Source organism: Arthrobacter sp. AD-310 (genome assembly GCF_054656615.1).
On the sequence record NZ_BAAHNO010000014.1, the window covers coordinates 82,877 to 96,777 of the forward strand.

13 protein-coding genes and 2 riboswitches are annotated in these 13,901 nt (G+C 66.6%); of the genes, 6 read left to right on the forward strand and 7 right to left on the reverse strand.

Going from position 1 to position 13,901, the window contains the following annotated elements:
- Positions 1-52 precede the first annotated feature (52 nt).
- A complete protein-coding gene (locus tag ACYQ1Z_RS10260; protein WP_459792412.1) occupies positions 53-307 on the forward strand; it encodes a hypothetical protein in 255 nt (84 codons plus the stop codon).
- A gap of 91 nt (positions 308-398) precedes the next feature.
- Here ACYQ1Z_RS10260 and opgC read toward each other — a convergent pair whose 3' ends face one another.
- The gene (opgC, locus tag ACYQ1Z_RS10265; RefSeq protein WP_459792413.1) at positions 399-2,867 is read right to left on the reverse strand and encodes an OpgC domain-containing protein; all 2,469 of its coding nucleotides are present in this window, start codon (positions 2,865-2,867) and stop codon (positions 399-401) included.
- A gap of 251 nt (positions 2,868-3,118) precedes the next feature.
- Positions 3,119-3,232, forward strand: a riboswitch (SAM riboswitch).
- Positions 3,233-3,245: 13 nt separating this feature from the next.
- Here opgC and ACYQ1Z_RS10270 point away from each other — a divergent pair.
- From ACYQ1Z_RS10270 to ACYQ1Z_RS10280, 3 genes are read left to right on the forward strand one after another with little or no spacing between them, the layout of a single operon-like run.
- Complete coding sequence (locus tag ACYQ1Z_RS10270; protein WP_459792414.1) at positions 3,246-3,524, forward strand: DUF1737 domain-containing protein; 279 nt, start codon at positions 3,246-3,248, stop codon at positions 3,522-3,524.
- Complete coding sequence (locus ACYQ1Z_RS10275) at positions 3,521-3,931, forward strand: rhodanese-like domain-containing protein (protein WP_459792415.1); 411 nt, start codon at positions 3,521-3,523, stop codon at positions 3,929-3,931. Before ACYQ1Z_RS10270 ends, ACYQ1Z_RS10275 begins: the two co-directional genes overlap by 4 nt.
- Positions 3,932-5,140 carry an O-succinylhomoserine sulfhydrylase gene (locus ACYQ1Z_RS10280; RefSeq protein WP_459792416.1) on the forward strand — a complete coding sequence of 403 codons (1,209 nt, stop codon included), beginning with the start codon at positions 3,932-3,934 and terminating at the stop codon, positions 5,138-5,140.
- On the opposite strand, the gene ACYQ1Z_RS10285 is transcribed toward ACYQ1Z_RS10280, so the two are convergent.
- Positions 5,137-5,460, reverse strand: coding sequence for a DUF1905 domain-containing protein (locus tag ACYQ1Z_RS10285; protein ID WP_459792417.1), 324 nt, complete (start codon positions 5,458-5,460; stop codon positions 5,137-5,139). The genes ACYQ1Z_RS10280 and ACYQ1Z_RS10285 overlap by 4 nt on opposite strands.
- A 662-nt stretch (positions 5,461-6,122) precedes the next feature.
- Between ACYQ1Z_RS10285 and ACYQ1Z_RS10290 the strand changes: the two genes are divergently transcribed.
- Positions 6,123-6,743, forward strand: coding sequence for a hypothetical protein (locus ACYQ1Z_RS10290; RefSeq protein WP_459792418.1), 621 nt, complete (start codon positions 6,123-6,125; stop codon positions 6,741-6,743).
- On the opposite strand, the gene ACYQ1Z_RS10295 is transcribed toward ACYQ1Z_RS10290, so the two are convergent.
- Together ACYQ1Z_RS10295 and ACYQ1Z_RS10300 are read right to left on the reverse strand one after the other, a co-directional pair.
- Positions 6,740-7,969, reverse strand: a complete 1,230-nt coding sequence (locus ACYQ1Z_RS10295; protein ID WP_459792419.1) for a glutamate--cysteine ligase 2 — start codon at positions 7,967-7,969, stop codon at positions 6,740-6,742. The two genes, ACYQ1Z_RS10290 and ACYQ1Z_RS10295, sit on opposite strands and share 4 nt — an antisense overlap.
- Before the next feature lie 67 nt (positions 7,970-8,036).
- Positions 8,037-9,560, reverse strand: a complete 1,524-nt coding sequence (locus ACYQ1Z_RS10300; protein WP_459792420.1) for a UDP-N-acetylglucosamine 1-carboxyvinyltransferase — start codon at positions 9,558-9,560, stop codon at positions 8,037-8,039.
- A 181-nt stretch (positions 9,561-9,741) separates the two neighbouring features.
- Between ACYQ1Z_RS10300 and ACYQ1Z_RS10305 the strand changes: the two genes are divergently transcribed.
- On the forward strand, positions 9,742-10,626 hold the full coding sequence (locus ACYQ1Z_RS10305; RefSeq protein ID WP_459792500.1) for a hypothetical protein: 885 nt from the start codon (positions 9,742-9,744) through the stop codon (positions 10,624-10,626).
- 77 nt (positions 10,627-10,703) lie between these two features.
- Here the strand turns inward: ACYQ1Z_RS10305 and ACYQ1Z_RS10310 are convergent, their stop codons facing one another.
- Genes ACYQ1Z_RS10310 through ACYQ1Z_RS10320 form a run of 3 tightly spaced genes read right to left on the reverse strand, consistent with a single transcriptional unit; the run spans position 10,704 to position 13,674 of the window.
- Complete coding sequence (locus ACYQ1Z_RS10310) at positions 10,704-11,504, reverse strand: energy-coupling factor transporter transmembrane component T family protein (RefSeq protein WP_459792421.1); 801 nt, start codon at positions 11,502-11,504, stop codon at positions 10,704-10,706.
- Entirely contained in the window at positions 11,501-13,051 is a 1,551-nt protein-coding gene (locus ACYQ1Z_RS10315; RefSeq protein ID WP_459792422.1) for an ABC transporter ATP-binding protein, read from the reverse strand. The genes ACYQ1Z_RS10310 and ACYQ1Z_RS10315 overlap by 4 nt, the downstream gene beginning before the upstream one ends.
- Positions 13,051-13,674 (reverse strand): ECF transporter S component, encoded by a 624-nt coding sequence (locus tag ACYQ1Z_RS10320; RefSeq protein ID WP_459792423.1) that lies wholly within the window; start codon positions 13,672-13,674, stop codon positions 13,051-13,053. The genes ACYQ1Z_RS10315 and ACYQ1Z_RS10320 overlap by 1 nt, the downstream gene beginning before the upstream one ends.
- Positions 13,675-13,731: 57 nt before the next feature.
- Positions 13,732-13,868, reverse strand: a riboswitch (TPP riboswitch).
- Positions 13,869-13,901 lie beyond the last annotated feature (33 nt).

Genomic DNA, 13,901 nt, shown 5'->3' on the forward strand with positions numbered 1-13,901 from the left:
GCTGCTGGAGCAATACGGCAGCGTCACGCACTTTTAGCGAAGGGACGCCGTTATGGCACATTCGCAGTTTGATATTTTTCTCGAGGAAGCCACCTACCGCGACCGGGCCTCCGATTACACCCTCAACCGCGACCGTCTTTATGGGCTCTATATCAGCTGGTGCTTCATCAACCAGCAGGCGGTCAGCGCAGAGGACAGCTTCTGGTCTGCCATGAAAGACCGGTTCAACCCTGACCACAACGGCCTCCGGATGAAGGGCCCGGCGGCCACCGATTACATCCTCACCAGTTATCCGGGCCTGGTCTAGCGCCTGGGACAGGGCAACGTGAACCGCCGGCGGACCGCCGGCGGTTCACGTCTTTCTACGGCGCAGGGTAGGCCGCGCCTGAACTGCAGGGCTACGTAGGGATGATCCGGAAGAGGAATTTAGTCCTGACCATCACCCACAGCAGCCCCAGGACTACGGCGTAGGCAGCGGTATTGAGCAGGATGTTTTCCTGCTGCAGGGCCGGGATGTTCGCGACGACGGCGATCAGCACCACGTGCATGATGAACACGTACAGGGTTGCGCGGCCCAGCGGAATGAGGAACCACCCCAACGCCCGCTGCACCGGCTTCCAGTAAGCCGTGAGGAACGCGTAGGCCGCCACCACCAGGACCAGCACGTTGAGCAGCCGGCCGGGCTCCAGGTAGGTCCGGGCAAACAAGGCATCATAAAGGTTCCTGTACACCGTGTCCGGAACGATGGCGACGCGCAGGTCGAATCCATTGGCCAGGTACGGGTTGCCCCAGGACAGGAAGGCGAACAGGAAAGCCAGGCCGGTGCAGGCGGCAACCACCCAGGTCCTGGCCGCCAGCCACGCCACGATGGCCCGGCGGTGGTAGCCGGCCACCAGCCCGATCACGAACAGTACCTGCCACACCAGCAGGGGAAACGAATCCTCGAACTGCGAGGGCAGGAGCCGGAACCGGGTGCTCGTGCCGACCGCATACAGCGCCAGCGTTGCGGCCAGAACCCACACGGCCTTCCCCCGGTTGAGCGCCCACAGGATCAGCGGGCTCACCAGGAGCAGCACCACGTACAGCCCCATCACGTTGAACTGCCACGGCCCGAACTGCAGGAGCAGGATGGCGGGCAGGACCTGTGGGGGCACCGGGAACTGGAAGATCGATTCCATGCCGGCGTAGAGGTCGTACGTCCGGCCGGCCCCGTCATGCCCTGCGCCGCCGGTTCCCTGGTCCACGAAGGTAGTGAGCGCGTCGGTGCGGAAGACCGGGAGCAGGGAGGCCAGGAAGACGGCCAGCAGGACAATGAGGGCGGTCAGGTAGAGCTTGCCGGCGCGTTTGGATGTCAGGTCCACAACGGTCCCGAAGTCTTCCTTGACTCTGGGTCCGTAGACCATGCCCACTACAAGGCCGGAGAACAGCACGAAAAGCTCAGCGCCGGAGACGAAGCCCACTGCCTCCTGGGTGAGGATCTGGAACAGTGATGTCATGCCCAGGTGGTTCACCACCACGAACACGATGGCCAGCCCGCGGAGCAGGTCCACCCGGGAATCGCGTTTGGACGGCTCCCCATATCCCCATGCCGTGGCGGCATCCACCCTGCGCGGGATCTGCCAGAGCGCCACCAGCAGGATGAGGAGCGCAGCGGCCACGGACCACGCGGCGGCGCCGGTCAGTGTGTTCGCCGGAGAGTAACCAGCCCCGGCGGTGACGTCGGTGACCGGCCCGGTAACCATGGGTGAGGACTCGAGCCTGTCCAGGGCGCCCTTGGCGATCCCGGGGCTGCCGGTGAGGAGCCAGTTGATGCTCGCGACGCCGGTGTCCCGGGTGCTGGTCCGCTCGTCCCAGACGACGGCGGCCGTCTTGGCGAATGCCTCGGAGGTGGCCGTGCCGACCACCTGGTCCCACCAGCCGAGCTTGATGTCCGCTTCCGGCGCCCCACCCGAAGCGGGGCTGTAGAACGCAGCGGTCTGCAGCAGGAACGGTTTGTCCCGCCCGGCCGAATAGGTCCCGTAAAAGTTTTCTCCGCCTGAAGATGTGAGCATCTCCTGCAGCTCTCCGGCGCGCGGAACGGTATTGACGGCGGCCCCGCCGGCGGTGTCGTCGTGGAAGGCCGACAGGCCCACCCAGTCCACCGCGTCGTCGCCCGGGTAGAACGGCTCGTAGGCGCTGTCTGCACCGTCCCATACGCCGTCGCCGTTGGTGTCCAGCAAGGCGAAGCCGTCGCTGCCGGAGGCTGGCGCGTTACGGTTCCGGTCGAAGGGGTAGTCCGCGCCCAGGTAAGGCTCCCACACAAGGACGGCGCCGCCGTCGGACTCCTTGAACGCGGCTGACACCGCCCGGAACGCGTCCCGGTACGTGGCGGGCTGTTGGCCCCAGTCCACCCAGCTGGTGTTCATGTCCGGTGCGAAGCGGACCAGGACCTGGCCCTTGAACCGCCCTGTCAGGTCCCGCACCCGGCCGGCGAACGATTCGGCGGCCGCGGCGTCGATCTGGTCCAGCGGCACCGTGGGCTTCACGGTCAGCATGGCGTGGGAGCCCTGCAATGACGCCTGCTGCAGGAACTCCCGCAGGTCGTTCTCCTCCGACGGGCGGTAGGGGAAGGCGATATCGTGCCCAAGAACCGCCGGGGACGCACCGAGGCGCTCGGCAAACCCGGCAGCGGTGTCCTCGCCCCATTCGAGGACCGCCCCGAGCAGCGGCTTGCCTTCGTCCGCCAGGGGTTCGGCCGCGCGGGCAGGTCCGTTCGGGAGTGCTGCGGCGATGAGCGCCACCAGCAGGGCCGCAAGGAACGCCCGGGCCACGCGAAGGCGGGAGACGGGAAATGGGCTGGTGCGGCGCCCAGGCGTGGCAGTTGGCATACTGATCGGTACCCCCCCGGTGCTGATGTTCAGTGGCGGGGCGGTGCCCCGTAAGAACTGCCCCGTATGAACTGTATCGGCCGGGCAGGCCGCGAGGGGAAAGAAAAGCCCGCCCACCTGCGGTGATACCGCCGTCGGACGTTCCCTCCAGGAAGCCGTCGGCACCGGCTCCGGCAGCGCTTCCGCTTCAGTTACGGAACATGACGGCGACGGCGGTGCGGCTGTCCGTGCCAGATGTTACGTTTTTGGGGAGTAATGAGTACCGGCGCCAAGCCCTGACTGGCCGGTCGGCAACCCTCCTTCCGCGGCGGGGTGCCTCAGGTGAATACTCGGCATATCGACCGTTCGAGCTGCAAGCGTGAGTGAAGGAGATCCGTCGTGTCTGACGCGCCTGCCCCTGAAGAAAAGCTGTCCTACCGCCTTATCAGCGGCCCGGACAACCGTGAATTCTGTGAGCGGATCTCAACCGCCCTGGCCGAAGGGTACGTGCTGCACGGCAGCCCCGCTGCCACCTTCAACGGCACCAGCGTCATCGTTGCCCAGGCTATCGTCCTGCCGGCAGCCATTGCTTCGGCAGACGCCGCCGTCGCCACAGCCGTGGACAACCTCGAAGCGTCCAACGAGGACCTCGACTTCGATGGTGAGGGCCACGCATGAGCTACGCAGGAGACATCACTCCCGAGGAAGCCTGGACCAAGCTCGAGCAGGGCGCCATCCTGGTCGACGTGCGCACCGAAGGCGAGTGGGCGCACATCGGTATTCCCGACACCAAGGCAACGGACAACGATCCGCTGTTCATCCAGTGGACGTTCCCCGGCGGCATTCCCAACCCGGACTTCATCACCGACCTGAGCCAGCAGGCCCCGGAAGACCGCGGCACCGAACTGCTGTTCCTCTGCCGCTCAGGCCAGCGCTCCATCGCTGCTGCCGTCGCTGCCACGCAGGCCGGCTTCACGTCCTACAACATCCTCGAGGGATTTGAGGGTGAGCCCGACCGCTACGGCGAACGCACCGTCAACGGCTGGAAGAACCGCGGCCTGCCTACGAACCTGGGAAAGAACTAAGTGACCTTCAACCAAGACGCCGCCGGCTGGAGCCCCGACACCCAGGCCGTCCGCGGCGGGCTGGACCGTACCAACTTCCAGGAAACCGCGGAGCCGGTGTTCCTCAACTCGGGGTTCGTTTACGAATCCGCGGCCGCTGCCGAGCGGGCCTTCACGGGTGAGGACGAGCGCTTCGTCTACTCCCGCTACGGCAACCCCTCGGTGGCCACGTTCCAGGAGCGGCTCCGCCTGCTTGAGGGAACGGAAGCGTGCTTTGCTACGGCGTCGGGCATGTCCGCCGTCTTCACCGCCCTGGGTGCCCTGCTGGGTGCCGGTGACCGGGTGGTCGCCGCCCGTTCCCTGTTCGGCTCCTGCTTCGTGATCCTGAACGAAATCCTGCCGCGCTGGGGCGTGGAGACGGTCTTCGTGGACGGCCCGGACCTTGAACAGTGGCGCGAGGCGCTGTCCCAGCCTACGACTGCGGTCTTCTTCGAGTCCCCGTCCAACCCGATGCAGGAAATCGTGGACATCGCGGCAGTCAGCGAACTTGCGCACGCCGCCGGGGCGACCGTCGTCGTCGACAATGTCTTTGCCACGCCCCTGCTGCAGCGCTGCGGGCAGCTCGGCGCGGACGTCATCGTTTACTCCGGCACCAAGCACATCGACGGCCAGGGCCGGGTCATGGGCGGTGCCATCCTGGGCACCAAGGAATACATCGATGGTCCGGTCAAGCAGCTTATGCGCCACACCGGGCCGTCCCTCTCCCCCTTCAACGCGTGGGTGCTGACAAAGGGGCTGGAGACCATGGCGCTGCGCGTCAACCACTCCTCCGCCACGGCCCTGCGCCTGGCCGAGTGGCTGGAGCAGCAGCCCGCTGTGGGCTGGGTGAAGTACCCGCTGCTGAAGTCGCACCCGCAGTATGAGCTGGCGGCCAAGCAGATGAAGGCCGGCGGTACGGTCCTGACGCTCGAGCTTGCCCCTTCCGGCGGCCGCTCCGGCAAGGAGGCCGCGTTCGCGCTGCTGGACGGGCTGCGCATTATCGACATCTCCAACAACCTCGGCGATTCGAAGTCCCTCATCACCCACCCTGCCACCACCACGCACCGCGCGATGGGTCCTGAAGGCCGTGCTGCCATCGGCCTGAGCGACGCCGTGGTGCGGCTGTCCGTGGGCCTCGAGGATGCCGACGACCTTATCCGCGACCTGGAACAGGCGCTGAAGCAGATCTAGCCAGTTACCTCTGGCTGTGTGCCGTCCGGCTGGAGTTCCAGCCGGACTTCGACGCGGTCCCCGGCGCTGATTCCGGCTTGAGTCCGAACCGCCTTCTTCACCGGCAGCAGGTAGGAGCCGGCTTTGGCGTCCGGGAAAAGCGATGTCTGCCAGCTATGCCCGCCGATGTCCGCGGTGACCTTCACGGAACCGAAGGCTTTGCTGCCCACGTCTTGCTCGGCAATGTCGTCCGCCACATCCGGCGGCAGGGTCAGGAAATGCCAGCCCGCTTCACCGGGGTAAAGCCACAGCTCGGCTTCAAAAACGTACGACGGCGTCACGCGCCGAGTATGGCACGCCGCCTTCAGCGGCGCCACGGTATGGCGGCTGGCCGGTGGGGTCGGGCGATGGTGCAGCCCGCCGAAACCCGGTCCGGTGGTTGAGCCTGTCGAAACCCACGGGACGAACCACCCGGCTGGATCTCACCAGCGGGCCGGTACTACGCCAGCGAACACCAGGACTGGCAACCACCCCACTGGCCACCCGGACTCCTACCCCACGACGGATCAAGCCCGCCACTGGATGGTGCGCTGCCCGCACCTGCACCTGCACCTGCACCTGTATCAGGGGCAGGCCCGGATGAGCCGTGTCCGTTCCGCGAGGCCCCGCCCTGGGCATTCACGGATGAGCCGTTCACGGATGAGGACCCATCATTCCAGGAATCACCGGGGCACCACCTGATCGATGAGGACGACCTCCCACCCGACCACGAAGCCTGGGACATCCTCCACACCATGCCCATCACCCTGCCCCCGGACCCCTACAAAGACCCGGAACCGGCACTCACCTGACACCGGAACGAAAGGGATCCATCTGTTGGCAGCCGGGTTGGCCGTTGACGCTCCGTCGCCTGCGGAGTAGCTTCTGCTCCATCCAGGCTGCCCTCACCTCAGCGGACAAGCCGTCGTCAGGTACCAGCCATCTTCGGAGGAGGCAGGCAGTAATGGCCCAACTGAACCCCTACCGGCGGGCAGGAGCCGTCATCACAGCGGCGTGCACGTGCTGGTTCCTTGGAATTTCAATGCTGGGTAACATCCACACTGTCACCGATGCTGCCACTCGGCTTGAGATGCTTGGCCGGCACCGTCGGCTCTGGATTCTGGGCCAGTTCCTGGCGGCTACCGGAACTGCCGCTGCTCCGGTTGGTTTCATCCGGCTCGCACAGCAGTTTCAATCCCGCCCGGCAGAAGTTCCAGGTAAAGCCAGCCATCTGGCCGTCGTCGCAGCAGGGGCACTGTCAGCCGGCAGCCCGCTGTTCATAGTTGCCCTGGCCGACCGCGCCGCCCACCTCCGCCGGTTTGCTTTCCGGGAGGGCGCCAGCTGGCCATTCCTCACCTATGCAGGACTGCAGACGGCGGGCGTCGGAGCGTTGGGCGCTGCACTCCAGCTCTCAGCGTTCAAGGGAGCAGTCGCGGCCAGCAGCGTCGCGAGCACCCCGCTCTTCGCCACCATTCTTGTGCGCTCTAAGGACATCCCGCCGTTTGTCTTCTACCTGCTGCAGCTCGCCGTAGGAATCAAGCTGCTGCGGTACCAACCCGAAATGCCCGGGAAGTCTGACGTTTAGGCCTGGCGGACCCGCAGCAGCTCCGGGACAGCCTCAATTTCCGCGGGGTCGAGGGCGTCCCGCATCGTGATCTTGACGGCATGGCGGACAACAGCGCCGAAGCCGAAATCTTCCGGCGGTGGACCTTCCAGCACTTTGTCCCGAACCCGCCGCTGTTCGGCCGCCCCCGTCCCCCGCGCAATGATGTCCTCTACGCCCTGCCGCGCCAACCCAAGCTCTCCCTGCTCGGCAAGGACAGGCGCCAGGTAGTCCACCAGGGACCGCACCACATCCACGGCGGGCGCCGGCCGGAAGGTGCCAAAATCCAGGAGTTCGCCGCCGAGCCCGCCGCTGCTCGCCTGCCACGATGCCATCCGCAGCAGCACGGTTGGCACCGGCGCGGGGTCGACACCGTCGCGCCACTCCCTCCCGGCCGTCTCCACCATCGCACGCACAAGGAGGGCGATGAGGGCCGCGTCCTCAGCACGGAGGCACACATCGGCCACCCGGACCTCCACGGTGGGGTGGTTGCGGGACAGCCGTGCGTCGAAGTAGAGCATGCCCTCGTCCAGCATCACGCCGGTGTCCAGCAGCCGGGTCACCAACCGGCGGTACGCGGGGTACGTCCCGTAGATACCCGCAGGCCCGGCCGTCGGCCAGCGGTTCCAGGCCTGCGTCCGGTAGCTTTCGAATCCAGTGGGGACCCCGTTCCAAAACGGTGAATTGGCGCTGAGGGCCGTCAACACAGCCAGTTTGTCCCGGATGCGGTCCAGCACGGCCACACCCTCTTCAGGTGACTCGACGAAGGTGTGGACGTGGAAGCCGCACGTCAGCTGCTCCTGTGCGGTGAGGCCGAAGCGCTCCAGCATCCTGGCGTACCGCGGGTCCGGGGTCGTGTGGCTGTTCAGGCCCAAGGGGGAAGTGGCGAGGGCGGCGACACGTGCCTGGTTCTTTTGCGCCGCCCGGTCGGCGAGCGTCCGCCCCGCACGGATCTGGTCCAGGAGCGGGCCGTACTCCAGGCAGGGCCGGGTCTGCGTCTCGATCTGCTCGAGCTTCAGCTCGGCACTCAAGCCCATCTCGTCGTCGTCGTAAACCGTTTTGTCCTCGGTTTCCAGCGCGTGCGGGTCCTGTGCCGAATCATCGGCGGCTACACGCCGTCCGGACAGCAGCGCGTCAGCCAGGGCAAGCGGCTCCCCCGTCTCGGGATGCACAATGAGGAGCTCTTCCTCCACGCCGAATGTACGCATACTCACATTCTGCGGCAGCGACGGGGGATGTGTAGCAGCCCCGCCCTTCATGACGAACCGTTAATGGTCAGTCCTGGAAGTACTCCACCTTTGCGCCAATGGTGTTCAGCCGCTCCGCCAGGTCCTCGTAACCGCGCTCGATGACGTAGATGTTCCGGAGTTCCGAGACGCCGCGGGCCGCGAGCATGGCCAGCAGCAGGCAGGCTGCCGGACGCAGCGCGGGCGGGCACCCCACTTCAGCTGCACGCCATTTGGTTGGCCCGTTCACGTAGATACGGTGCGGATCGAGCAGCTGGACCTGGGCGCCCAGCCGGTTCAGCTCCGTCAGGTAGATGGCGCGGTTCTCGTACACCCAGTCGTGAATCATGGTTTGGCCGGTGGCGTTGGCCGCAATGACCGCAAAGAACGGCAGGTTGTCGATGTTGAGCCCGGGGAAAGGCATCGGGTGGATCTTGTCCTCGGGCGCCCGCAGCTCAGAAGGCTTGGTGGTCACGTCCACCAGCCGGGTGCGGCCGTTCCGCGCCATGTATTCGCCAGAGATCTCCAGTTCCTGGCCCATCTGGCCGAGGGTTGCCAGCTCGATCTCCATGAACTCAATCGGTACGCGGCGTACCGTCACCTCTGAATTGGTGACGATGCCCGCGGTGATCAGGCTCATGGCCTCGATGGGGTCCTCGGACGGGAAGTATTCGATGTCGGCATCGATCACCGGGCGGCCGGTGATCCTCAAGGTGGTGGTTCCAACGCCTTCGATTTCCACGCCCAGCATCTGCAGGTAGAAGCAGAGGTCCTGCACCATATAGTTGGGGCTGGCGTTGCGGATCACAGTGGTTCCCTCGCGGTGCGCCGCCGCCATGATGGCGTTCTCGGTGACGGTGTCCCCCCGCTCGGTCAGCACGAACGAACGGTCGTTGGTGTCCGCCGGCGGCGCCTGGATGGTGTAGAAGCCCGCACTGGCTTCCACAGACAGGCCAAACTGGCGCAGGGCCTGCATGTGCGGTTCAACCGTGCGGATACCCAAGTCACAGCCACCGGCGTACGGAAGCCGGTATTCCCCTGATTCGTCCAGCAGCGGTCCCAGCAGCATGATCACGCTCCGGGTCCGGCGGGCGGCCTCGACGTCCATTCCCGCCAGGTCCAGGACAGCCGGGCGACGCAGCCTCAGGTCTGTATCGTTCAGCCAGGTGCATTCGACGCCGATACTGGTCAGGACCTCAACAATCCTGTTCACTTCCTCGATGCGGGCGAGCCGGCGCAGCACGGTGGTTCCCCGGTTGATAAGGCTGGCACAGAGCAGTGCGACGCCGGCGTTCTTGCTGCTGTTCACGTCCACGGACCCGGACAGGGTGCGCCCGCCCTCCACCCGCAGGTGCGTCATCTGGGGTTTGCCCACGTTGACGATGCTCAGATCAAAGATCGACTCGAGGCGCTGGATCATCTTCAGGCTCAGGTTTTGCTTGCCCTGTTCCATTCGGGCGACGGCGCTTTGGCTGGTTCCCAGCTCGGCGGCGAGCTGGCCCTGCGTCCAGCCCCTCTCGCTCCGAGCGTCCCGGAGCATGGCGGCAACGTACTCGCTGGTTTCCTGCGTCATGCGAAAAATATATCATAGATGAGTTACGACGACGGCAACTTGCCTTGCCCCGATGGAACGTGCCGCGCTTTACCCGATTCGTGCGATAGAGCAAATTTTGAGGTGCTGCTGCTTGTCCGGCTCCAGCCGCCGCGCGAGACTGGAAGGGAACCTTCTCCACCGCAGTAACGGAGCTGATATGTTGCCCCGGTCGTCCGCCCGCCGCTCACTGGCAAGGCGAGCCTTGCTCGCGGCAACGGCCCTGCTCCTCGCCGTAGCGGGCCCGGTTGTCGCGGCGCCGGCCGGGGCAGGCGAAGGGCTTGCCGCCGCATTCCAGGCGAGCCCGGCCGCGGCCGCGCCTTCGTCCGGCGAGGGAGGCGAGGCAGCCCTGGGCAACGACGTGTCCTGGCCGCAGTGCGGCAAGGAACTGCCGAGGGGGCACGCGTTCGGCATCGTGGGCGTCAACAACGGGCTTGCCAACAACACCAACCCCTGCCTCGAAGAACAGCTGGAGTGGGCCGCCAAATCACCGGGCCTTCCCGGCCAGCCGGACGTATCCCTCTACGTCAACACCGCAAACCCGGGCAGCGGCGGTTCGTGGTGGCCCGCCAGCAACGACTATCCCACCGGCCGGCAGGTCCACAACCCTTATGGCTCCTGCAGGGAAGGTGACTACGGCACGGCCTGCGCCTACATGTACGGCTACGCCAAGGCCTACGACGACGCTTACGTCCGCGGGATCACCAACCCTGCCGGCTACTTCTGGTGGCTGGACGTTGAAACCGAAAACAGCTGGTCAAGCGACAAGGATGCCAACCGGGCGGTCCTTGAGGGCATGACGGACTTCTTCCACAGCATCAAGGTCAAGGGCGTCGGCATCTACTCCACGAAGCTGCAATGGAGCCGGATCGTCGGGACGGTCAGCAGTTCCAGCAACCTCTATCCCCTGCCCAGCTGGCTGGCCGGTTCCCGGGATGCCGTCCGCGCGGCTGCCGCATGCTCCCGCGCTCCGCTCACCGGCGGCGGCAAGGTGGTCCTGACACAATTCGTCGCGGACGGCTTCGACTACAACCATCCGTGCAGCTAGGACAGCGGGGGCAGGGACGGCCGGCGCCAGGACAACAGGCACGGACAACATGCACACGGACAACTGGCGCAGGGAGGTCAGCTGCCCAGCCACACCATGTTCCACGTGCCCGCAGAGACGGCCGCCACCATGGCAAGGGCCGCTACCAGCAAGCCACCGGCCAGCACCCAGGCATCCAGCGCGCTGTAGGTTGATGCGCGCGCCCAAGTGCGGGTTCCGCCGCCAAAGCCCCTGGCTTCCATGGTGACCGCAAGCCTGGAAGCACGGCGGATTGCCTGCACCAGGAGCCCGAAGCTTTGGCCCAGCGTCGCCTTGGCCCGCTGGACGGCATTACCCCGCGAACCAACGCCCCGGGCACGTCGGGCCATGCCGATCGTCTGCCATTCCTCGGCCAGGAGCCCGACCAACCGCATGGCGGCCAGGGTGCCCAGCACGAACCGGTGCGGCAGCCGTGCCTTCTGCGCCAGCGCATCGGCGAGGTCGGTGGCATCGGTGCAGCTCATCAGCAGGACGGCCGGCAGCGCAATCGCCAGGCCGCGGAGCATAAAACCGATCCCCGTCTCAAGCGAGCCTTCGCTCATGGTCCAGATGCCGGCGTCGAGCAGTATCCGCCCGCTGTCCGGCGCCAGGATGGAAGTACTCCATCCACCCACCGCGGCGGCAAGAATCAGCGGCCAGCCCCGCTGCCAGAGCAGGGTGAGGGTAAGGCCTGCCAACGGAAACAGCAGGAATTCGAAGGCAAGCGCCACGGAGGCTGAGACCCAGTCGATGGACAGCGCCAGTACCACGGTGATGAGGACGACGGCGGCCAGCTTGCTCAGCGGGTTTGCGCGGGTGAGGAGTGCCTGGTTTCCGCGCAGGTGCAGTTCCTGCCTCACAGGGCCATCTCTTCGGCTGGGGACATTTTCAGCTCGGACCCGCCCAGTGCGGCCGTGAACTCGGCGTCATGGGTCACGGCCACCACGGCGGTGCCGGCGTCGAGTAGTTCGGACAGGAAGGACGCGAGTTCGGCCCAGGTGTTGGCGTCCTGGCCGAACGTCGGCTCGTCCAGGACCAGGACCTGCGGGCTCGCGGCCAGGACGGTGGCGACGGAGAGCCGCCGCTTCTCACCGCCGGAGAGTGTGTAGGGGTTCGCTTCCACGAGTGCGGTCAGGCGAAGCCGTTCGAGCAGCTCGTCCACGCGGTCCTCCCCGTACCCCAGGTGCCGCGGACCGAACAACAGCTCATCGCGGACAGTGCCGGTGACGAACTGGTGCTCCGGTTCCTGGAAGACGGTACCGATCCGCTGGATCAGCTGCTCCGCTTTCCACTTGTACGGATCGATTCCCGCGCCCCGGCTCAGCTCCGTGGTGGCCGAAACCTTCCCGGCCACCGGCTCCAGCAGCCCGGCGAGGGTCAGGGCGAATGTGGACTTCCCGGTGCCGTTGGGTCCGGTGATCGCCAGTGCCTGGCCTGCCCGGACCTGGGCGGTGATGTCCTCCTGCACCGGGACGGGCGGGATCTTCCGGAACCCGCTGCGCCGGGGGCGTTCCCGGGAAACCGCTGCCTTTTCCGAAGCCAGGAGGAGGTTGCCCGCACCAGCGGCCGGGGCCGGCGAGCGTTCACGGGTGGCCGGTATGTACCCGGGAACCCAGACGCCCGTCCGCGCCAGCATCGCACGGGCTTCGCCAAGCACCTGGTCCGGCGGGCCGTCCAGGAGCACGGCGGGAGCGGCGGACGAGCCCGGCTGCAGGACAACGATCCGGTCCACCAGGTCCTTCCAGACGGCCACCCGGTGTTCGACCACCACCAGGGTCGCCCCGGTTTTGTCCAGGCACCGCGCGACGGCGTCGCGGACTTCCAGCACGCCCACCGGATCCAGGTTGGCGGTTGGTTCATCCAGCAGGATGAGCCCGGGCCGCATCGCCAGGATGCCCGCCAGCGCCAAGCGCTGCTTCTGCCCGCCGGACAGGGCGGACGTCGGATGGTCCAGCGGCAGGTGGGAAAGTCCGACGTCGGCCAGGGCCTCGTGCACGCGCGTCCAGATCGCGTCGCGCGGCACAGCGAGGTTCTCGGCGCCGAAGGCGACGTCGTCCCCCAACCGTGAGAGGACCACCTGCGTCTCGGGGTCCTGCTGCATCAGGCCGGCGCGTCCGCGCTGCCCGCGCGGGGACGTTCCGTCCACCAGAAGCGAACCGGATTCGTCGGAATCGCCTGCCTCGCCGTCGTCGTTCACGTCCCCCAGCACCCCGGCGAGGGCGTGGAGCAGCGTGGACTTGCCGGCACCCGACGGGCCCAGCAGGAGCACGCGCTCCCCCGGGCTGATGTCCAGGTCGAGTGCGTGCACGGCCGGCTTGGGACGGCCGGCATGCCGCCAGCCCCAGCCCCGCGCCGTAACTTTCGCGGGCCGCACGGCTGCTGCTCCGCCGTCGAACGTTCCCGGCATCAGGAGAAGACGGGCTCCGTTGCTGCCTTGCGGGAGGCGAAGGAGCTCAGGACGCCCGTTTTGGCCAGGCCGCGCGTGGCAATCCAGGACAGGGCGCCTGCGATGACGGCCCCGGAGACTGCCGTGAAGATGATGTACGCGAGCTTGTCACCGGCGGAGTAGGCGATGTTCCAGCCCCACGGCGCGAACGAGTCGTTCAGGCCGCAGAACAGGCCTGCGGCGGCACCGGCCAGCAGCGATACCGGCAGGTTGAACTTCTTGTAGACGAAAATCGCGAAGACGATCTCGGCCCCGAGGCCCTGGACAAAGCCCGAGAACAGCACGGACGCCCCGTACTGGGAGCCCATCAGGAGTTCACCGGTGGCGGCGACGGTCTCGCAGAACAGCGCAGCGCCTGGCTTGCGGATGATCAGCATGCCGAGGACGGCGGGGATCATCCAACCGCCGGCGATCAGCCCGGTGAGCGGCGGGTAGACGGCGTTCATCGGTGCTGAAACGGCGGCCGCGCCCTGGGACCAGGCCCAGAAAATGACGCCCCCGGCGATGGCGATCAGGGCCGCCACCACGATGTCAACGACGCGCCAGGACTTGCTCGTGGCCTTCTTGATTGATGCAGTGCTCATGGAATCCTCCTGGGAAACAGGAGGGGAAAGTTCGGCGACGGCCCACTGCCGCTGCCGGACTTCGAGAACTCGACTCCCTTGCGCCGGTACTAACCGGATCAGGTTCGAGGGTCTGCGGCTGTCCGCACTCTCAGCGCCCACCTTCGGTGCCTGGCCTGGCCAGTGCCGACGGCGGCGCTCCCCTGTCGTAATAGATGCTTTGTTGATGCTTCGGATGCCCTGTTGGG

Bases quoted from the DNA above. Each gene is read 5' to 3' on its own strand.
- ACYQ1Z_RS10275 (WP_459792415.1), top strand. From the start codon at position 3,521: ATGAGCTACGCAGGAGACATCACTCCCGAGGAAGCCTGGACCAAGCTC.
- ACYQ1Z_RS10300 (WP_459792420.1), bottom strand. From the start codon at position 9,560: ATGACGCAGGAAACCAGCGAGTACGTTGCCGCCATGCTCCGGGACGCT.
- ACYQ1Z_RS10290 (WP_459792418.1), top strand. From the start codon at position 6,123: ATGGCCCAACTGAACCCCTACCGGCGGGCAGGAGCCGTCATCACAGCG.
- opgC (WP_459792413.1), bottom strand. From the start codon at position 2,867: ATGCCAACTGCCACGCCTGGGCGCCGCACCAGCCCATTTCCCGTCTCC.
- ACYQ1Z_RS10320 (WP_459792423.1), bottom strand. From the start codon at position 13,674: ATGAGCACTGCATCAATCAAGAAGGCCACGAGCAAGTCCTGGCGCGTC.
- ACYQ1Z_RS10315 (WP_459792422.1), bottom strand. From the start codon at position 13,051: ATGCCGGGAACGTTCGACGGCGGAGCAGCAGCCGTGCGGCCCGCGAAA.
- ACYQ1Z_RS10295 (WP_459792419.1), bottom strand. From the start codon at position 7,969: ATGCGTACATTCGGCGTGGAGGAAGAGCTCCTCATTGTGCATCCCGAG.
- ACYQ1Z_RS10260 (WP_459792412.1), top strand. From the start codon at position 53: ATGGCACATTCGCAGTTTGATATTTTTCTCGAGGAAGCCACCTACCGC.